At 42.5% G+C, this 19,661-nt stretch carries 16 protein-coding genes and 1 tRNA gene; 14 read left to right on the top strand and 3 right to left on the bottom strand.

Annotated features, from left to right (window positions below):
* Window positions 1-118: 118 nt before the first annotated feature.
* Complete coding sequence (locus G610_RS23105) at window positions 119-304, bottom strand: hypothetical protein (RefSeq protein ID WP_155831023.1); 186 nt, start codon at window positions 302-304, stop codon at window positions 119-121.
* Between the two features lie 963 nt (window positions 305-1,267).
* On the opposite strand from G610_RS23105, the gene G610_RS0112135 reads away from it, so the two are divergent.
* Window positions 1,268-2,164: a leucine-rich repeat domain-containing protein gene (locus G610_RS0112135; RefSeq protein WP_026525022.1), complete on the top strand. Its 897-nt coding sequence runs from the start codon at window positions 1,268-1,270 to the stop codon at window positions 2,162-2,164.
* A gap of 383 nt (window positions 2,165-2,547) precedes the next feature.
* On the opposite strand, the gene G610_RS0112130 is transcribed toward G610_RS0112135, so the two are convergent.
* A tRNA-Glu gene (locus tag G610_RS0112130) sits at window positions 2,548-2,619 on the bottom strand.
* 182 nt (window positions 2,620-2,801) lie between these two features.
* Between G610_RS0112130 and G610_RS0112125 the strand changes: the two genes are divergently transcribed.
* From G610_RS0112125 to G610_RS0112065, 13 genes are all read left to right on the top strand, one after another.
* A complete protein-coding gene (locus tag G610_RS0112125) occupies window positions 2,802-5,135 on the top strand; it encodes a putative bifunctional diguanylate cyclase/phosphodiesterase (protein WP_026525021.1) in 2,334 nt (777 codons plus the stop codon).
* Window positions 5,136-5,260: 125 nt separating this feature from the next.
* Window positions 5,261-6,730, top strand: a complete 1,470-nt coding sequence (gene xylB / locus G610_RS0112120) for a xylulokinase (RefSeq protein WP_026525020.1) — start codon at window positions 5,261-5,263, stop codon at window positions 6,728-6,730.
* Window positions 6,731-6,856: 126 nt separating this feature from the next.
* A complete protein-coding gene (rimP, locus tag G610_RS0112115) occupies window positions 6,857-7,321 on the top strand; it encodes a ribosome maturation factor RimP (RefSeq protein WP_026525019.1) in 465 nt (154 codons plus the stop codon).
* A gap of 28 nt (window positions 7,322-7,349) precedes the next feature.
* Window positions 7,350-8,513 (top strand): transcription termination factor NusA, encoded by a 1,164-nt coding sequence (gene nusA, locus G610_RS0112110; RefSeq protein ID WP_026525018.1) that lies wholly within the window; start codon window positions 7,350-7,352, stop codon window positions 8,511-8,513.
* A gap of 3 nt (window positions 8,514-8,516) precedes the next feature.
* The gene (rnpM, locus tag G610_RS0112105) at window positions 8,517-8,777 is read left to right on the top strand and encodes an RNase P modulator RnpM (RefSeq protein ID WP_026525017.1); all 261 of its coding nucleotides are present in this window, start codon (window positions 8,517-8,519) and stop codon (window positions 8,775-8,777) included.
* Window positions 8,770-9,108, top strand: coding sequence for a L7Ae/L30e/S12e/Gadd45 family ribosomal protein (locus tag G610_RS0112100; RefSeq protein WP_026497233.1), 339 nt, complete (start codon window positions 8,770-8,772; stop codon window positions 9,106-9,108). Before rnpM ends, G610_RS0112100 begins: the two co-directional genes overlap by 8 nt.
* Window positions 9,095-11,953: a translation initiation factor IF-2 gene (gene infB / locus G610_RS0112095; RefSeq protein ID WP_081667439.1), complete on the top strand. Its 2,859-nt coding sequence runs from the start codon at window positions 9,095-9,097 to the stop codon at window positions 11,951-11,953. Before G610_RS0112100 ends, infB begins: the two co-directional genes overlap by 14 nt.
* Window positions 11,953-12,357 (top strand): 30S ribosome-binding factor RbfA, encoded by a 405-nt coding sequence (gene rbfA / locus G610_RS0112090; RefSeq protein ID WP_026525015.1) that lies wholly within the window; start codon window positions 11,953-11,955, stop codon window positions 12,355-12,357. The genes infB and rbfA overlap by 1 nt, the downstream gene beginning before the upstream one ends.
* Window positions 12,358-12,374: 17 nt before the next feature.
* Entirely contained in the window at window positions 12,375-13,340 is a 966-nt protein-coding gene (locus tag G610_RS0112085; RefSeq protein ID WP_026525014.1) for a DHH family phosphoesterase, read from the top strand.
* Window positions 13,341-13,362: 22 nt separating this feature from the next.
* On the top strand, window positions 13,363-14,313 hold the full coding sequence (truB, locus tag G610_RS0112080; RefSeq protein ID WP_026525013.1) for a tRNA pseudouridine(55) synthase TruB: 951 nt from the start codon (window positions 13,363-13,365) through the stop codon (window positions 14,311-14,313).
* Between the two features lie 25 nt (window positions 14,314-14,338).
* Window positions 14,339-15,268, top strand: coding sequence for a bifunctional riboflavin kinase/FAD synthetase (locus tag G610_RS0112075; protein ID WP_026525012.1), 930 nt, complete (start codon window positions 14,339-14,341; stop codon window positions 15,266-15,268).
* Between the two features lie 127 nt (window positions 15,269-15,395).
* Window positions 15,396-15,662, top strand: a complete 267-nt coding sequence (rpsO, locus tag G610_RS0112070) for a 30S ribosomal protein S15 (RefSeq protein ID WP_026497227.1) — start codon at window positions 15,396-15,398, stop codon at window positions 15,660-15,662.
* Between the two features lie 156 nt (window positions 15,663-15,818).
* Window positions 15,819-17,906, top strand: coding sequence for a polyribonucleotide nucleotidyltransferase (locus tag G610_RS0112065; protein WP_081667410.1), 2,088 nt, complete (start codon window positions 15,819-15,821; stop codon window positions 17,904-17,906).
* A 184-nt stretch (window positions 17,907-18,090) separates the two neighbouring features.
* Here G610_RS0112065 and G610_RS0112060 read toward each other — a convergent pair whose 3' ends face one another.
* Window positions 18,091-19,473, bottom strand: coding sequence for an IS4 family transposase (locus G610_RS0112060; RefSeq protein ID WP_026524857.1), 1,383 nt, complete (start codon window positions 19,471-19,473; stop codon window positions 18,091-18,093).
* Between the last annotated feature and the right edge of the window lie 188 nt (window positions 19,474-19,661).

Genomic DNA, 19,661 nt, shown 5'->3' with positions numbered 1-19,661 from the left:
AACTATAAACTTGAAGATTAGTTACTATAACAGATGAAGTGAGTAAAATAGCTGCCCATCCTGCAAAGATAGGCAGCTATTTCAGTTTACTATTATAGGCGAGGGGTTTGCGCCACTCTCACGCAACCAGGTGTCTTTTACTTGTGCAATTTATATTTCTATAATTACCGGTACATATACATGTTGATTTATCATATTCACTCCAATCAACATATTTTGCCTCAGCCTTTATCCCCCACAAAGGAGCCGCCACAGTAAATGCCATGATAGCAGCCATCAGCCCCGTAAGAATTTTTTTCTTCATTTCTTCGTTCCTCTTTCTCACTGTTTTATTACGGGGAAAATATTGTTTTTCTTTTTTCATCCCCGTAATTTTTAGCCATTTTTCCGCCAATCTTACGTGGGTGAATCTCATTTCTCTAAGCCACCCCCGTAATCCTGAGCCTTTTTTCCGCCATTCTTACGTGGATGAATCTCATTTCTCTATGCACCCCCCGTAATCCTGAGCCTTTTTTCCGCCAATCTTACGTGGATAAATCACATTTTCCCATTCATCCCCGTAATTCACCATTTCCTGATTTTCTTACGTGGATAAATATTGTTTTTCACGATGCCCACGTAATTCAAAACAGCAACTGTAAAAAACTAAAAAGCAGCTAATGATTGACCGACTTTCCATAAATCATTTGACACTACCCTTACTTTAAAACTAAATTAACTTTGTTACCAACTCCCATCCCTCCGTGGCATGATTTTGGGTAGACATATTTACCACCTCTTTTTTGAAAAAAATGAGGTTTCTCTGAGGTTTCCCTCTAGGAATTGACTTGAGAAAGGATAAGTTGAAGGGCTTAATCACATCTTTCATCACTTTCTGTCTTAAGTTAGAAAAGAGGTAAACATGGAAAATATAAAATTAACAACACTTGATCTAATGATAAAAATTCTTTGGATGATATTAGGGAAGGTTTTTCCGAAAACGAAATAGCCAAAGCAATAAAGGTACTAATAATTGTAAAAATAATAGGAATAATAATCTTCACTATCTTTTCAATTATGATTCTTTTCGGAATCAATTCTATATCAGATGGGATTTCACATTTTGTTTATCATTACTATGGTGGCTTCTGTGAGTATTACAGATGATTTATTAAAAGAGTATAAATTTGAACAATCATGATTTAATTTGATGTACTATCTAAGTAGTGAATAATAATAAATGTATAATCATAATAAATTTGATTTTTCAATAAAGGAGTAAAAAGTTATGATTAAATCAATGATTAAGAGAGTAGCAACAATCGCCCTTGCAGGAGCAATGATAATAGGCAGTTTATCAGTGAATAATCTTCAGGTCGAGGCTAAAGAACATAATACAGGTAAATTATGGTACTCAAGCAGAGAAGATTACTGGGAGCATTGGAGTAGTACAACAGGTGAGCATCCAGCAGACTTCTGGGAAGGTGATTTTGCATATGATAAAATTACTGATACAACAGTAGCAGTTAAAATTTTCATGGGATATGAAAATACAGTAGTAAATATTCCTGCAACAGTTACTCATGAAGGTGTTACATATACAGTAACTAAAGTTGGTGTTAAGTACTGGGAAGATATATATATAGGTGATACTACATTTCCCAATTACCACAACTCATTCACAGGCTTAGTGATTCCAAGCACTGTAACAGAAATATATGATTCAGCATTTAGTGGAATGAATATCAGTGGAAAAATCACAATCCCTGATACAGTTACAAAGCTTGGTGAAGGAGCATTCGCAGCTAATGATACAGCAACTGAAATTGTAATAGGCTCAGGCATAACAAAAATACCTACGATGTGTTTTTCAGGAAACACTAATGTTACTAAAGTAACAATTGGTAAAAATGTAAAGACAATAAGTGAAAAAGCATTTGCAGGTTGTAAGCTTAAGAATGTAGTAATAAAGTCAAAAAAGCTCAAAAAAATAGGTAAGTATGCATTTGCATGTAGTAAAGAAATAAATAAAAATAGATTTGTTCACTATAAAGGAGTAAGCCTAAAAATCACAGTTAAAGCTCCTAAGTCAAAGCTCAATGATTACAAGAAGCTTATTACAAAGTCTTGGAAGAAAAACGAAATTTTCACAAAATCTAACAAATACACCTTTAAAAAGATGTAACATTAAGATAACGGCCCTATCCGATATGGATAGGGCTTATTTTTATGCTCAACCTTATATAAAAGAAAAAAATATTGCCCCACGCGCGGATAGGCGTAGGCGTTCTTGTCGCAGGCGGTGGAGCGAACGCGGAGACGCCGAGCACAGGACGCCGTTAAGCGCCGAGCGCAATGGGCAACTTACCGCAAGGGGGAGGCTGAGGTTTACTATTACAGTAATAAAAATAAAATGAACAAATTATCACAGATAGAAAGAGCAATTTCATATTAACAAGGTTTCCCTGAGGTTTCCCTCATGAAATTTCATCTTTTCCGAGAAAAATAAAAAACTCCGAAACGCGCTTAGCGTCTGGAGTTATAGGGTTGGGCTGTTTACACAGTCAGTAGCTCGTAGCGGAATCGAACCGCTGATTCTGCCGTGAGAGGGCAGCGTCTTAGCCGCTTGACCAACGAGCCATGTTCTTTTGTTTCGCCTTTCGTTTGGCGACTTGATTATATTATTACAAGTTCAAAAATAATGCAAGTACTTTTTTGAAAAAAATTAAAAAATTTTTGTGGTATAATTATTATGTAGCATTTTCGTCTTATGAATCCCGCGCAGTTATGCGTTTTCTTACACACACGAGGAGCGATGAGATATGCTTAATAAATTAGAAAAATCGCTGGTAGTTCTTATTGCAATTTCTTTTGTCAGCTATTTTGCCAGTACGGTAACAGGTAATGACTATCTGATGGATCTGCTGTCGCCGGTTACTGTAGCGCTGGTTTTTATTCTTCTTTTGTCTGAAATTCCACGGCTTGGATCCTTCAAATGGTCCACTGTAGCAATGGCTGTTGGCATGGCTATTTGGTTTGTCGCCGATGTTATCTATTTGTATGCGGATTTTTATTCAGATGATCCTGAGGCCTTAATGAGTCTTACGGATGATATCTATCTTTTGCCTGATGCATGTTTTGCTATGTGCATATCTATTTACATGCTTTCCATGCTGAAAGGGAAAGGAACAGAAATAGCGTTCCTTATGGCTAACACCCTGTGCTTTTCTATATGCGGGTTTGTTATGATCTATAGATTTCACGTGATTGCAGCAGGTCCGGGTCATAGCGGAGCTCATTGGAAAGAGCTTATATTTTTCTTCATTAGCTTTTACATAATAATGATGGATTTAGGGCTCCTTATCCGAATCGGAACTAAGAATATCCACAGGGGAACTGTCATTACCAATATTGGAATAATTGGCTATGCAGTGCTTGATCTTGAGTATGATTTCATGCGAGCGCTAGGTCATGATGCGGAAAATGATTATGCAAATTTGTTATATGTTCTTACCATGATTTTTATGTGCGTGGGGACAACCATTCAGATATGTAAGAAGTACGATTTTGAATTTATTGAAAGGGATTTTTCCGGTAAAGGTACCAAAAGAAGATTTTTCCTGATAGTTATATTCATGTTTATTGATGTCGGGTTCATAATGACAGGCATTCTTACCCAGACACTTGGCATGTATATTTTGATCACCTTTATGTCGTACCTTATTACCAATTACGTACTTCATTCATCACATCTGAATGAGGAACTGATTATGCAGCAAAAGGAACAGAATGCTGTACTTGAAGAGCGCATCAAGGAAAAGACCAAGGACCTTCAAAGCGCAAATGATCAGCTTGTTACGTTGTCATCCACCGATATGCTGACAGGATTATATAACAGAAGATCAGCGGTGGAAATTCTTGAGAAAATTCACAACGAGGCAAAAACAGAAAGAAAAACCTATGCTGTTTTTTGTGCAGATCTGAATCACTTCAAACCCATTAATGATACTTATGGCCATGAGATGGGCGACAATGTTCTTATAGAAATAGGTAAAAGACTAAATTCTCTTCCCGAGAAATTTACATCTTTTAGAATGGGCGGTGATGAATTCCTTATCTGCCTTAAGGATATTAAGGATCATGAAGAAATAGAAACGGCAGCCGACAATATCAGGGCACTTTTTAATCAGTCTATAATTCACGATAATTATATTTTCAATCTGTCCGCCAGCATAGGGATAGCAATATATCCCGATGATTGCCTGGAAAGCTACGAGATACTTATCAATTACGCTGATAATGCAATGTATGATGTAAAAAGGAGCGCCAACAAGGATGGATACAAGTTCTTTGACAAGAGGATGATAAATGAGATTTCCAAGGCTCAATTCATAAGTAAAACAATAGCCAATTCTATTCCGGAGAAGGACTATATTCTGCATTTTCAGCCCCAGATCGATGTTGACAGCAATGAGGTTATCGGTGTGGAAGTGTTCCCGCATCTTAGAGGAGATATGGAAAATATTTCTCCGGCCCAGATCATCCCTATGGCAGAAGAGTGTGGCCTTATGAGCAGGCTTGGAATATGGATAGTAAAAGATTCTTTTGAAACTGTTGCAGAGTGGAAAGAGACCTATGGGAAAAATCTGGAGCTTACGATAAATCTTTCACCGCTTCAACTTCTTGACGCTGAGTTTATTGAGTCATTGGAAAAAATGAGTAAAGAGTACGGCCTGACTACAGACAGGATTATTCTTGATATTTCAAGTAACGTGATCATGGGTGCAGCAAGCTCGGCCAGAGATACCATGGAAGCATTCCACAACTATGGCTTTAAACTGAGCCTTAATGATTTTGGCGGTAACAGTATCAATCTGTCTTATCTTATGAATTGTGGCATCAATTATATTAAGCTCTCGAGAAATCTGATATCAGGTGTTGAGACGGACAAAGCCACCAGAGTTCTGATAGATTCTATAATGAGATTTTCTTCTGCAATGGGCATAATCGTGACTGCGGTTGGTGTTGAGACAGAAAGTCAGTACCACGCTCTTAACGAAATGGGTATAACCAAGATGCAGGGATATCTTATCAGCAAGCCTGTAAGAAGGGATGAATTCGAACACATTCTTACTCAGGGAATTACTCTGCAATAATTAGTGATTAATCAGCAAAAAGTGTAATGCAACCGCCTTAAAAACACAGTATAATTATCATTGTGGCATCATGGTCACAGGATACAGATACTATAGGCAAAACTTAAAGTAATGGGAGGTTGTATATGCTTTATATAGGTGTAGATCTTGGTACATCATCAGTTAAGCTTGTCCTTATGGATGAGACAGGCAAAATTCACGGAACAGCTACAAGGGAATATCCTTTATTCTTCCCTCAGCCCGGCTGGTCAGAGCAGAAGCCCGAGGACTGGTATGCTCAGGCTGTTGAAGGCTTAAAGGAGCTTCTTAAGGACGTTGATAAGTCACAGGTTGCAGGTATAAGCTTCGGCGGACAGATGCACGGACTTGTAATCCTTGATGAGAATGACAATGTTATCCGTCCCGCTATTCTTTGGAACGACGGCAGAACTCAGAAACAGGTTGACTACCTTAATAATGAAATCGGTAAAAACAAGCTCTCTGATCTTACAGCAAATATTGCTTTTGCCGGATTCACAGCTCCTAAGATTCTCTGGATCAAAGAGAATGAGCCCGAGAACTTTAAAAAGATCAAGAAGATAATGCTTCCCAAGGATTATCTTGCATATAAGTTTACAGGTACTTTCTGCACAGATTATTCAGATGCATCAGGTATGCTTCTTCTGGATGTTAAGAACAGAAAGTGGTCAAAAGAGATGTGTGACATCTGCGGCATCACAGAGGATATGCTTCCTCAGCTTTTTGAGAGTTATGAGAAGGTTGGTGAGCTTAACGCAGAGCTTACATCAGAGCTTGGTCTTAACAGCGGCGTAGTAGTTGCAGCAGGTGCAGGCGACAATGCGGCAGCAGCTGTAGGAACAGGTACAGTTGGCAACAACAGATGTAACATCTCTCTTGGTACAAGCGGAACAATTTTCATGTCATCAGACAGCTTTGCTGTTGACAGCAACAATGCACTTCATTCCTTCGACCATGCAGACGGAACATTCCATCTCATGGGCTGCATGCTCAGTGCTGCAAGCTGCAACAAGTGGTGGATGGATGAGATTCTTAAGACCAAGGATTATGCTGATGAGCAGAAGGGTATCGAGAAGCTCGGTGAGAACCATGTATTCTTCCTTCCTTATCTCATGGGTGAGAGATCTCCATGGAACAATCCTAACGCACGCGCTACCTTCACAGGGATCACAATGGATACCACAAGAGAGGATATGACACAGGCTGTTCTTGAAGGCGTTGCTTTTGCTACAAGAGATATGTACGAAGTAGCTAAGAGCATCGGCGTTAAGCCCGAGAGAACAATGATCTGCGGCGGCGGAGCAAAGAGTCCTCTTTGGAGAAAAATGATTGCCAACATCCTCAATATCGAAGTGGATGTACCTGTATGTGAAGAGGGTCCCGGAATGGGCGGCGCTATGCTGGCTATGGTTGCATGCGGTGCTTATAAGAGCGTAGTAGAAGCCGCTGCAGCTATCGTTAAGGTAGATAAGACAGAGAAACCCGATCCTGCACTTGTTGAGAAATATGAGGCAAGATATCAGCAGTTCAAGAATATTTATCCTGCACTTGCAGATACTTTCGATAAGATAATCTGACACGCTTGACGCATTGCAGAAATAGTGCTATATTACAGTTGTTACTAAATAATTATTCAGACTAGAAGTGGGCTTTGCAAAGAGCCCACTTTCTTTATGCCTTTAATATGAGGCTCACGGAGAATTATGTCCAGAAGAGAAGAAATTGAAAACAAAACAGAGGCACTTCTTAAGCCCATCGCTGAGAAGAACGAAGTTCGTATCTATGATGTGGAGTTTGTTAAGGAAGCAGGCGAGTGGTACCTTCGTGCCTACATTGACAGAGATGGCGGAGTAGACATTAACAAATGCGTAGATGTAAGCCATGAGCTTTCGGATGCACTTGATGCCCATGATTTTATCGAGGAGGCATACACGCTGGAAGTCAGCAGCCCGGGACTTGGCAGACAGCTTAAAAAGGACAGGCACCTGCAGAACAGCCTGGGGCTTGATGTAGATGTTAAGCTTTATGCGGCAATCGACGGAACCAAAGAATTTACCGGTAAGCTTGCTGCTTTTGATTCTGACACGGTTACTATTGAGACCGCTGCCGGAGAGCAGGTTTTTAATAGAAAAGAAATTTCAAATATCCGATTAACACTGGATTTTTAATTTTTCATAGAATAAGGAGAAAATCACTATGAGCAAAGAATTGATGGACGCACTCGATCTACTTGAGAAGGAAAAGAACATCAGCAGAGATTCACTGTTTGATGCAATCGAGAACTCACTTATGACTGCTTGCAGAAACAACTATCAGAGAGCAGAGAACATTAAGGTTGAGATCGACAGAGATACCTGTGAATTCAGGTGCTTCTCAGATAAGGAAGTCGTAGAGTTCCCTGATGACGTAATGGATCCTCAGAACATGATCTGCATGGATGAAGCACTTAAATATGTAGATAAGTGTGAGATTGGCGACATGGTTACAGTACCGATCAACTCCAAGGATTTTGGACGTATCGCTACACAGAACGCCAAGAACGTTATCCTTCAGAAGATTCGTGAAGAGGAGAGAGGCGCTATCTACAACGAGTACTTCGAGCATGAGCACGACATCGTAACTGGTGTTGTACAGCGTTTCATCGGCAAGAATATCAGCATCAACCTCGGAAGAGCAGATGCTATGCTCAGTGAGAATGAGCAGGTTAAGAGCGAGCATTATCGCCCTACAGAGAGAATCAAGGTATATATCCTTGAGGTTAGAAATGGTAATAAGGGGCCCAGAATCCTTGTATCACGTACACATCCCGATCTTGTTAAGAAGCTCTTTGAGCAGGAAGTTGCTGAGATTCAGGATGGTACAGTTGAGATTAAGAGTATTGCCCGTGAAGCAGGCAGCCGTACCAAGATCGCTGTTTACTCCAACAACCCCAACGTTGATGCAGTTGGTGCTTGCGTAGGTGTTAACGGAAACAGAGTTAACCTTATCGTTGATGAGCTCAACGGCGAGAAGATTGATATTGTTAACTGGGATGATAACCCTGGTAACCTTATACAGAATGCACTTTCACCGGCTAAGATTGTAGCAGTATTTGCTGATCCCGATGAGAAGAGTGCTAAGGTAGTAGTTCCGGACCACATGCTTTCACTTGCAATTGGTAAGGAAGGTCAGAATGCACGTCTTGCTGCACGTCTTACAGGATATAAGATCGATATCAAGAGTGAGACTCAGGCTAAGGATGCTGTCGGATTCCGTATTGAAGACTATATGGATGATGAAGAAGACGATGAAGAGTTCTACGAAGTAGATGAGAACGAAGGTGAAGAGCCTGAATACGAGGGCGATTCAGAAGAGGAATAATTTATGAATAAGCCTATGCGAAGATGCGTTGGCTGCGGTGAGAGTAGGGAAAAGAAAGAGCTGATCCGTATAATCAGAGATACAGACGGTAACATCAGACTTGACCTTACAGGCAGAGCAAACGGCCGCGGCGCGTATATATGCAGGGATGAAAAATGCCTGGAAATGGCTATAAAGAAAAAGGGGCTGGACAGAACACTTAAGGTTGCTGTTCCGCCTGAGATAGCAGATGAACTGAAGAAGGAGCTTGCAGAGAATGAATAATATGAAGGTTTATTCACTGCTTGGTCTGTGTCAGAAGGCAGGGAAGCTTGCCAGCGGTGAATTTGCGGTGTTGAATGCCATTAAGGGCGGGTCGGCATCTTATGTTTTGATAAGCGAAGATGCATCCGACAACACGAAAAAGAAATTTCGTGATAAATGTGAGTATTATGGTGTTCCGATGTCATTTTTCGGAGATATGGAATCTCTCGGAAGGGCTATCGGTAAGGAAGTTCGAACGAGTATTGCAATCATGGATAATGGTTTTGCGAAGACGCTTCAGAAGAACTTAGATGATTTACAGGACGGAGGAAATGCGAATGTCGAAAATTAAAATATCCGAACTCGCTACGGAGCTTGGTGTTGAAGGTAAGGAGATTGTTTCATACCTTCAGACACAGGGTGTAGAGTCAGCAAAAAGATCTAACAGCTCAGTAGAGGACGAGGAAGCGGAGAAGGTTAGAAAACACTTCGGAAGCGGAAGCGCAGATAAAAAGGAGACTCCCAAGGCAGAAGAGAAGCCTGCTAAGAAGGCAGAGCCTGCAGCAGTGGAGAAGCCTGCTAAGAGTGCAAAAGAAGGTGCTCCTGCGGGACAGGCAGCTCAGAAGCCTGTTAAGAAAAAGAAGACCATTATCATGGTTACCAATCCCAGTGCTTCCAAGAGTGGTAATTTCCAGAATGGAAATAACGGCGCAGGCAGGAATAACAATCAGGGCGGAAGAAACCAGAGCCGTGACAATCAGGGCAGAAACGGACAGAGACAGAACACATTCGCAAGATCACAGAATGTATATCATCCGATAAAGCCTCTCACAGCTCCTTCGCAGCTTGAGTCATATAATAACGATATTCCTAAGTATCAGGAGCCTTCTCAGAAGCCTGCTAAGGAAGAAGTAGCTCCCAAGCCCGCTAAGGTTGAGAAGGTTCAGACTGAAGCACCCGCACCTCAGAAGGAAGCAGCTAAGACAGAGCCTGCAACCAATGTGCGTACTGGTGATAATCAGAGAAATGACAGAAGACCTGCCAACAATAATAATCAGCAGCAGGGCGGACAGCCTCGTAAGAGCGGTCCCAATGACAGAAACAGAAACGGCCAGAATAATGACCGTCAGGGCGGCGATCGTCAGGGTATGCAGTCTGCAAGACCCGGACAGGGTGCGCCCGATAGAAACCGCGGTGGTAAGGGCGGCAGAGACTTCGCTAAGGGCAAGGATCAGAAGGGCGGCTTTGAAGCAGCTCCCATGAATGAAGGCAAGGGCGAAGGAAAGCGCAGAAATAACCAGGATAAGGATAAGAGATCCAAGAAGGATCATATCTATGAAGAGAATGAAGAGATGATGCCCAGAAGTAAGAGGGTTGGTCGCTTCATTAAGCCTGAAGTAAAGAAGGTAGAGGAGCCTGAGGAGCAGATCAAGGTTATCACTATTCCTGATAAGCTCACTATCAAGGAACTCGCCGACAAGATGAAGCTTCAGCCTTCAGTTATCATCAAGAAGCTTTTCCTTGCAGGTCAGATTGTTACTGTTAACTCAGAGCTGACATACGAGGAAGCTGAGAATATAGCTATTGAGTACGAGATCATCTGTGAGAAGGAAGTTCAGGTAGACGTTATCGAAGAGCTTCTTAAGGAGGAAGAGGAGGACGAGAGCCTTCTTAAGTCAAGACCTCCGGTTGTCTGCGTAATGGGTCACGTCGATCATGGTAAGACATCACTTCTTGATGCTATCCGTGACACAAGCGTTACAGATAAGGAAGCCGGCGGTATCACACAGCGTATCGGTGCTTACCAGATCAAGGTTAACGATAGAAAGATTACATTCCTTGATACACCCGGACACGAAGCATTCACAGCTATGCGTATGCGTGGTGCTAATTCAACAGATATCGCAGTACTGGTTGTTGCTGCCGATGACGGTGTAATGCCTCAGACAGTAGAAGCTATCAACCATGCTAAGGCAGCAGGCGTTGAGATCATCGTTGCTGTAAACAAGATTGATAAGCCCAGTGCAAATGTTGACAGAGTTAAGCAGGAAATGACAGAGTACGGTCTTATCGCTACAGATTGGGGCGGATCAACAGAATTCGTACCTGTTTCTGCTAAGACAGGTGAGGGTATGGATGTACTCCTTGATACAATCCTCATCACAGCAGATATTCTTGAGCTTAAGGCTAATCCTAACCGTGAGGCAAGAGGTCTTGTCCTTGAGGCTAAGCTTGATAAGGGCCGCGGACCTGTAGCAAACGTTCTTGTTCAGAAGGGAACACTTCATGTTGGTGATTTCATTTCTGCAGGTGCATGCTCAGGTAAGGTTCGTGCGATGATAGATGATAAGGGTAAGAGACTTAAAGAGGCTCTTCCTTCACAGCCTGTTGAGATCCTTGGACTTTCAGATGTTCCCGGAGCAGGTGAGGTATTCCTTGGACACGAGAGCGACAAGGAAGCTAAACAGTATGCTAATACATACCTCCAGCAGCAGAAGAAGGATCTTATTGAAGAGACCAAGGCTAAGATGTCACTTGATGATCTTTACTCCAAGATTGAGGAAGGTAAGCTCAAAGAGCTTGATATCATCATCAAGGCAGACGTACAGGGTAGCGTGGAAGCCCTTAAGGCAAGCCTTCTTAAGCTTTCAAATGATGAGGTAGTTGTTAAGGTTATCCACGGCGGTGTTGGTGCCATCACAGAGTCTGATGTATCCCTTGCTGCTGCATCAAATGCCATCATCATCGGTTTCGATGTTCGTCCCGATGCTGTTGCTAAGAGTACTGCTGAGCACGAAGGCGTTGAGATCAAGCTTTACAAGGTTATCTATCAGGCAATCGAGGATGTTGAGTATGCTATGAAGGGTATGCTTGCACCTGTATATGAAGAGAAGATCATCGGTCACGCTGAGATCCGTCAGCTCTTCAAGGCATCCAAGCTTGGTAATATCGCCGGTGCTATTGTTACAGACGGTATGATCCAGAAGGATTGCAAGGTTCGTATCAGCAGAGCCGAGGAGCAGATATTCGAAGGCGATCTTGCATCACTTAAGAGATTTAAGGATGATGTTAAGGAAGTTAAGGACGGCTACGAGTGCGGTCTTGTATTTGACGGATTTGATGCAATTAACGTTGGCGATGTAGTTGAAGCTTACATAATGGTAGAAGTACCTCGTGAGAAATTGGATAATAAATAATGAGAAAAAACAGTATTAAAAACATCCGAATCAACGGAGAAGTACAAAAAGTTATTTCTGAGGCCATTAGATTCAGTAAGGACCCCAGAATCAGTCCTATGACATCTGTAATGGATGTCGAGGTTGCACCGGACCTTAAGACCTGTAAGGTATGGATATCTGTCATGGGTAACGACGAAGACAGACTCCGCACAGAAGAAGGTCTTAAGTCTGCTGCGGGCTATATCCGCAGCACCGTTGCAAAAGAACTTAATATGCGCAATACTCCCGAGCTTAGATTTATCATGGACGATTCCATCGAATACGCCATCAATATGTCTAAGATCATCGATGAGGTTGCTGCTAAGGACGCTGAGGCAAGAGCTGCCAGAGGCGAAACTGAGGAACAGGAAACAGAAGAGTAAAACTTAGAGGTAGAAGAATGAGAATTGATGAAATAGTAGCAGGCGCAAAAACCGTTGGAATAGGCGGCCATATCAGACCGGATGGCGATTGTGTCGGCTCCACCATGGCTCTTTATCTTTACCTTAAAAAGAATTTTGCGGATTTGAAAGTAGATATCTTTTTGGATAAGATTCCGGAGAGCTACAGGATAATTGATAGTACAGACGAGATAAATTCTGATTTTACATCTGATGTGGACAGCTATGATGTTTTTTTTGCCCTTGATTGTGGAAAAGAAAGACTTGGTGATGCTGAGAAGTTTTTCGATGCTGCTAAAAAGAAGATCAATATCGATCATCATGTCAGCAACACAGGAACAGGTGATGAGAATTACATAGTTCCTACAGCAAGCTCAGCTTCAGAGCTGGTCTACAATTGCATGGACAGAGAGAAGCTTGATGTTTCCATTGCTCAGGCTATTTACATGGGTATCGTGACAGATACGGGAGTTTTCAAGTACTCCAATACTTCGCCTGATACTATGAAGGTTGCGGCAGATCTTATAAGCTTTGGCTTTGATTTTGGCGCCCTCATAGACCATGTATTTTATGAAAAGAGTTACGTTCAGAATCAGATCCTTGGAAGAGCGCTTCTTGAGAGCATGCTCTTTATGGACGGCGAATGCATAGTGAGCGTTATATCCAAGCAGACTATGGATTTCTATATGGCTCAGTCATCTGATCTTGACGGAATTGTAAGTCAGCTCCTTCTGACCACAGGTACCGAGTGCGCTATCTTTATCTACGAGATTGGCAGCATGGAGTACAAGGTAAGTCTTCGTTCCAAGGGCAAGGTCAATGTGGCGAAGATTGCCGAGCTTTTCGGCGGTGGCGGTCACGCAAGAGCTGCAGGCTGCACCATGAACGGAACGCAGCATGATATTATCAACAATCTTTCAGAGTATATTGAGAAGGATTTGAAGGGCATAAATGTTGTAAAATGACATTTTGTCTTTGGAGAAATAAATGTACAACGGACTTATAAATGTATACAAGGAGGCCGGTTATACATCCAGTGATGTGGTGGCCCGTCTCCGCGGCATTTTGAAAATGAAAAAGATTGGACATACAGGGACCCTTGATCCGGATGCGGTCGGGGTTCTTGTTATTTGTGTCGGTAACGGCACCAAGCTTTGCGATATGCTCACAGATCACGATAAAGAGTACATCGCTGTTTGCAGGCTTGGCGTCACCACAGATACACAGGATATGTCCGGAAGAATACTGTCAGAATCTGAAGTTAATGTAAGTAGCGAAAAGCTTCACGAGACAGTGAAGAAATTCGTGGGTGAGTACGATCAGATTCCACCCATGTATTCGGCCATAAAAATAAATGGTAAGAAGCTCTATGAGCTTGCAAGACAGGGCAAGGAAGTTGAGAGAAAGCCCAGAAGGATCAACATTCAGGCAATCACTATTCTCGATGAGAGTCACCTTCAGGATGAGCATATTTTCACCATGGAGGTTAAGTGCTCAAAGGGAACATATATCAGAACTCTTTGCAATGATATAGGTGAGGCTCTTGGCTGCGGCGCTGCTATGGAGCATCTTACAAGAACAGCTGTAGGAAGCTTCCATTTGGAGACAGCCCACACTCTTGATCAGATCGAACAGCTTCGTGACGAGGGCAGAGTGGATGAAATAGTTGCATCCACAGAGAGTCTTTTCAGAGATCTTGATTATTGCATCGTAAAGGACGACTTTAGGAAAAAACTTGAAAATGGAAACGGCTTCAAGGTTACGGATCTTGTAAGTGAAGCTCCCGAGGATGAGCAGGATTTTGTTGAACCCGAGAAACTCTATGCAGACGGAACAAGAGTGAGAGTTTACGGCGAAGACGGAGCATTTTTTGGAATCTATAAATGCGACGAGAGAACAGGTATGTTCAGAGTAGAGAAGTTTTTCTATACTGTTTGATGGTATTTAGCAGGAAAGAGGCACTATGCGGATAATATCCGGAGAGAGACAATTTCATATAGAAGATAAGACCGCGGTTGCCATTGGCAAATTCGACGGTATCCACATGGGCCATCAGAAGCTCCTTAAGCACATCCTTGATAAAAAAGAGCAGGGAATGAAGGCGACAATTTTCACTTTTGATCCCTCGCCGGCAGTATTTTTTTCAAAAAAGGTTCAGCCGCAGCTCCTTACAAGGGATGAGAAGAGAAGGAAATTTGAGAAGCTCGGAATAGATATCCTTGTGGAATTTCCTATGGATGAAACGACAGCTCATACTGCTCCGGAGGATTTTGTCAGAAAGATTCTTCATGAGCAGATGAATGTGGCTTATGTGGCTGCAGGTGATGATCTGTCCTATGGATATAAGGGAAAAGGTGATTTTGCACTTTTGAACGAGCTTGCACCGGAGCTCTCATACAGGACTCACGCCATTAAGAAACTTCAGATGTTTGGACGAAATGTAAGCTCCAGCTTTATAAAAGAAGAAATAATGCAGGCAGAGATGGAAAGGGCCACAGAGCTTTTAGGAGAGCATTATTACGTGGGCGGATTTGTGGAACATGGCAAAAAGCTTGGCAGAACCATAGGTTTTCCTACAGTTAATCTGCTTCCGCCTGATGAAAAATGTCTTCCTCCCTACGGAGTATATTTTTCAGAGGTTAGGATTGATGGCCGCGTTTTCCATGGCATGACCAACATCGGCTGCAGACCTACCGTTTCAAACAGCGGACAGGTCAGTGTTGAGACATATATTTATGATCTTGATGAAGATTTATACGGCAAGTATTTAGAAATCGCTCTTTTGACATTCCACAGGAAAGAGCAGAGATTTTCTGATGTGAATGCACTTAAGGCTCAGATGGATTTGGATCTTGAAGCAGGAAGAAATTTCTTTATATCTTTACAAGATTAATTAGGTATGGTAGAATCAAATGATTTCTCGCATGAGAAATGAGTAACGTTATTACCGATACTCGGATGATGGTCACTCCAACCGCTTCCTGGTATACGGCAAATTGTAATTAAAAGGAGAATAGAACATGATTACAAAGGAAAAGAAGACAGAGGTTATTGATAAGTTTGCCAGAAGCGCAGGCGACACAGGTTCACCTGAGGTTCAGGTAGCTATCCTTACAACACGTATCAAGGAGCTTAACGAGCACCTTAATACTCATCCCAAGGATCACCACTCAAGAAGAGGACTTCTTAAGATGGTTGGTAGAAGACGTGCTCTTCTTGCATACCTCAAGAAGAAGGACCTTGAGAAGTATCGTAAGCTTATCGCTGATCTTGGACTTAGAAAGTAATTTCCAGAGTAAAAATAGGGCGGGGATGCCGGTCAGAAATGATCGGCTTAGCCGCCTTTATTCTTTTTTAAGCAAACGTATGCTCTATTTAATGCGATAACTAATATAGTTTACATATGTTTATGCGCCCGAGGATGGCGCAAGAAGGAGATGAATATGAAAACATTTTCAACAGAACTGGCCGGACGTACACTTACAGTGGAGATCGGCAAAGTAGGAAAACAGGCTAACGGATGTGCATTCATGAAGTACGGTGATACAACTGTTCTTTGTACTGCAACAGCATCAGCTAAGCCCAGAGATGGAATCGATTTCTTCCCGCTCAGCGTTGAGTACAGCGAGAAGTTTTATTCTATCGGTAAGTTCCCCGGAGGATTTAACAAGCGTGAGGGTAAGCCTTCTGAGAATGCAATTCTCACAAGCCGTGTAATCGACAGACCCATGCGTCCTCTTTTCCCTAAGGACTACCGCAACGACGTAACAATCGAAGATATGGTTATGTCAGTAGACAAGGAGTGCCGTCCTGAGCTTGTAGCTATGATCGGTTCTTCTGTAGCAGTATCAATTTCAGATATTCCTTTCGACGGTCCCTGCGCTATGACACAGATCGGTCTTGTTGATGGAGAGTTCGTGGTTAACCCTTCACAGGAGCAGTGGGATACAGGCGATATGCGTCTTACAGTTGCTTCTGTAGGTGAGAAGGTTATCATGATCGAGGCAGGATGTAACGAGGTTCCTGAAGAGAAGATGAAGGAAGCTATCTATCTTGCACATGATGTAAACCTTAAGCTCATTGAGTTCATCAAGGGTATCGTTGCAGAGGTTGGTAAGCCTAAGCATGAGTATGAGAGCTGCGCAGTTCCTCAGGAACTCTTTGATGCAATCAAGGAAGTAGTTCCTCAGGATGAGATGGAGAAGGCTGTATTCACAGATGAGAAGCAGCAGCGCGAAGCTAATATCGCTGAGATCACAGAGCGTCTTGAAGAGAAGTTTGCAGACAACGAAGAGTGGCTCGCAATTCTCGGTGAGGCTATTTATCAGTATGAGAAGAAGACTGTTCGTAAGATGATCCTTAAGGATCACAAGAGACCTGATGGAAGAGACATCAAGCAGATTCGTCCTCTTTCAGCAGAGATCGATCTTATTCCCAGAGTACACGGAAGTGCTATGTTCACTCGTGGACAGACACAGATCTGTGACGTTACAACACTTGCTCCTCTTTCAGAGATGCAGAAGGTTGAGGGACTTGATCCTTACGTAACAGGTAAGAGATATATCCACCAGTACAACTTCCCGTCATACTCAGTTGGTGAGACTAAGGTTTCAAGAGGACCGGGACGTCGTGAGATCGGACACGGAGCACTTGCAGAGAGAGCACTCCTTCCTGTACTTCCTTCAGAGGAAGAGTTCCCTTATGCAATCCGCTGCGTATCAGAGACATTTGAGAGTAACGGTTCTACATCAATGGCTTCCACATGTGCATCATGTATGTCACTTATGGCTGCCGGTGTACCGATCAAGAAGATGGTTGCAGGTATCAGCTGTGGTCTTGTAACAGGCGATACAGATGATGATTTCGTAGTACTTACAGATATCCAGGGTCTTGAGGACTTCTTCGGAGACATGGACTTCAAGGTAACAGGTACTAAGGACGGTATTACAGCTATTCAGATGGATATCAAGATCCACGGTCTTACAAAGGCTATCGTTGAGCAGGCTATTTCACAGTGTCGTGAAGCTCGTCTCTTCATCATGGATGAGTGCATGAGCAAGGCTATTGCAGAGCCTCGTAAGGAAGTTAGCCAGTACGCTCCTAAGATCATCTCTATCGAGATCGATCCTGATAGAATCGGTGATGTTGTAGGTCAGAGAGGAAAGACCATCAACGAGATCATCGCTCGTACAGGTGTTAAGATTGATATCACAGATGACGGTCAGGTTAGCATCTGCGGCGAAGATAAGGATATGATGCAGCAGGCTATCGACATGATCAACATCATTACTACTGACTTTGAGAAAGGCCAGGTATTCACAGGTAAGGTTGTAAGCATCAAGGAGTTCGGCGCATTTGTTGAGTTCGCTCCCGGCAAAGAGGGAATGGTTCATATCAGCAAGATCGCAAACGAGAGAATCGACCACGTAGAAGATGTACTTACTCTTGGCGATGAAGTTAAGGTTGTTTGCCTTGGTAAGGACCGCATGGGAAGAATCAGCTTCTCAATGAAGGACGTAGCTCAGAAATAATACTAAGCCTGTTTTCTCCCGCAAGAGAGGGTGTCAGCTATGCTGACGGATGATGGCGAAATATGGTAAAATATAGGGGATGCGAGTGCTCGCATCTCCTTTTTAATATTTTACTCAAACTTCCCACTTGTAAAAGTGGATTAGTCCCTTGAAAACTCAATAAAGATGCCATGTCAAATATACATCAGGCAGTCAGAGCCTCTTGCATGGGGCTAAGGGCGCTCTGCATATAATCGGGAAGCCCGCCGAGGAATGCATTGATGAACTCAGTCATCTTGGCTTCAGTAGGCTGGAACACAACTGATATAGCCTCAAACAGTGCAGTAAATATGATCTGCATGGAATCATCGAAAGTGATGTCAGCAATCTCATCAACCATGAAGAAGAATATCTCACCGAGACTACGCTGGTCATCAGAATATCTCCGGTTAATCGCAAGTATCATGTATCTTGTGAAAACAACAGCTATGTGACCACACATTGCATCAAATGAAAGACCACGATATTCCTTCACAAGATGAAGATAACTCTTGCATGTCTTGAAGAAGACCTCTATGGCCCATCTTTTTCCATATTGAGCAATGATCTCTTCTTCAGAAAGGCTCATGTCAGTGCAAATTATAGCAAGCCAGTCCTTCCTGTTGGATCGATTCCTTACATAAACAATCTTTGCCTCTATGGGGTTAAGACCACGTACCTTATCTTCTTTTCCAAGCATCACATCTACAGAAAGAAGATATTTGGAGCGGCCGCGACGTTTTCTGTTGCGTGAGTAGATCTGCTTTACATTAAGCTTTTCTTCCCCAACAAGATAATTGATTTTGGAACTCTTCTTAATCATGGCAATGGTATCAAGGCCCATCTTCTTGATTCGCTGTATGTTAACCGGTTCCGAGAACCAACTGTCGAACAGAACATACTTGGCACTATGACCTGCTTTTACAGCATTTTCAAGAAGCTGCATAACAACATCTGTAGATTTAGTTTGAGACTGCTCGCGTCTGCGATAAGCCAATGTTCTGTGGTCAAAGTCTTTTGCTGAGTTGAAACGGTTCTTTTCATTTGTTGAACTAAGCAGGCAGAAGTCAATCGGAAGGAAAGTTGCTCCATCTGACCAACCAAGTGTCAGGAGCCTGAAGCCTTTTTTATAACCTTTGCCACAGTGATCAAAAACTCGTGATAAAAGCTCAACATTCTTAGAACGAGACCTGTCAAACAGGCTGTCATCAATAACAAAAGCATCACGACGCTCCTTGCTGGTAAGATCTCTGAGCATGTTGTTGATTATGTCAGCAGAGAGCTCAATTGTGTACTTCTGCCAGTTGGCCTTTGGATTGTCAAGAAAGCGATATACTGCGTTCTTGGAAAATGCCTCAGTGAACTTCCCCTGATGCATTTGCATATACATGCTCTTGTTCATAAAAACAAGCTTAAGCAGATATGTAAAGATGACACTTATTGCAACGCCTCTGGCTTTGCCTGCGCCACATCTGTAAAGGTGTTTCACAACCTCAAACTTAGAGATGAAGGAATCCACTGACCGATTTAGATCATTGTTCTGAATCATTTCATCGGAATAGTCAGTTTTCAGGTTATGTGATACAATAGACATGGCGCACCTCGCTTATTTGCTAGTATTTTTGTTTCTCGTCAATTCAATTATACCGCAAATACTGGGCTTGCGCCTTTTTAGATGGCATTTTTATTGAGTTTTCAAGGTTCAACTGTCAATTCCCAAGTGGGAAGTTTGAGTAT

The sequence above is a fragment of the Butyrivibrio sp. MB2005 genome (assembly GCF_000424285.1).
In the GTDB taxonomy this organism is placed as follows: Bacteria; Bacillota; Clostridia; order Lachnospirales; family Lachnospiraceae; genus Butyrivibrio.
This window is presented reverse-complemented; position numbering and strand designations above follow the sequence as displayed.

Coding starts and splice junctions, on each gene's coding strand:
- rbfA (WP_026525015.1), top strand. CDS start 11,953: ATGAGAAAAAACAGTATTAAAAACATCCGAATCAACGGAGAAGTACAA.
- rpsO (WP_026497227.1), top strand. CDS start 15,396: ATGATTACAAAGGAAAAGAAGACAGAGGTTATTGATAAGTTTGCCAGA.
- nusA (WP_026525018.1), top strand. CDS start 7,350: ATGAGCAAAGAATTGATGGACGCACTCGATCTACTTGAGAAGGAAAAG.
- rimP (WP_026525019.1), top strand. CDS start 6,857: ATGTCCAGAAGAGAAGAAATTGAAAACAAAACAGAGGCACTTCTTAAG.
- G610_RS0112075 (WP_026525012.1), top strand. CDS start 14,339: ATGCGGATAATATCCGGAGAGAGACAATTTCATATAGAAGATAAGACC.
- G610_RS0112125 (WP_026525021.1), top strand. CDS start 2,802: ATGCTTAATAAATTAGAAAAATCGCTGGTAGTTCTTATTGCAATTTCT.
- G610_RS23105 (WP_155831023.1), bottom strand. CDS start 304: ATGAAGAAAAAAATTCTTACGGGGCTGATGGCTGCTATCATGGCATTT.
- G610_RS0112085 (WP_026525014.1), top strand. CDS start 12,375: ATGAGAATTGATGAAATAGTAGCAGGCGCAAAAACCGTTGGAATAGGC.
- rnpM (WP_026525017.1), top strand. CDS start 8,517: ATGAATAAGCCTATGCGAAGATGCGTTGGCTGCGGTGAGAGTAGGGAA.
- G610_RS0112065 (WP_081667410.1), top strand. CDS start 15,819: ATGAAAACATTTTCAACAGAACTGGCCGGACGTACACTTACAGTGGAG.
- truB (WP_026525013.1), top strand. CDS start 13,363: ATGTACAACGGACTTATAAATGTATACAAGGAGGCCGGTTATACATCC.
- G610_RS0112060 (WP_026524857.1), bottom strand. CDS start 19,473: ATGATTCAGAACAATGATCTAAATCGGTCAGTGGATTCCTTCATCTCT.
- infB (WP_081667439.1), top strand. CDS start 9,095: ATGTCGAAAATTAAAATATCCGAACTCGCTACGGAGCTTGGTGTTGAA.
- G610_RS0112100 (WP_026497233.1), top strand. CDS start 8,770: ATGAATAATATGAAGGTTTATTCACTGCTTGGTCTGTGTCAGAAGGCA.
- xylB (WP_026525020.1), top strand. CDS start 5,261: ATGCTTTATATAGGTGTAGATCTTGGTACATCATCAGTTAAGCTTGTC.
- G610_RS0112135 (WP_026525022.1), top strand. CDS start 1,268: ATGATTAAATCAATGATTAAGAGAGTAGCAACAATCGCCCTTGCAGGA.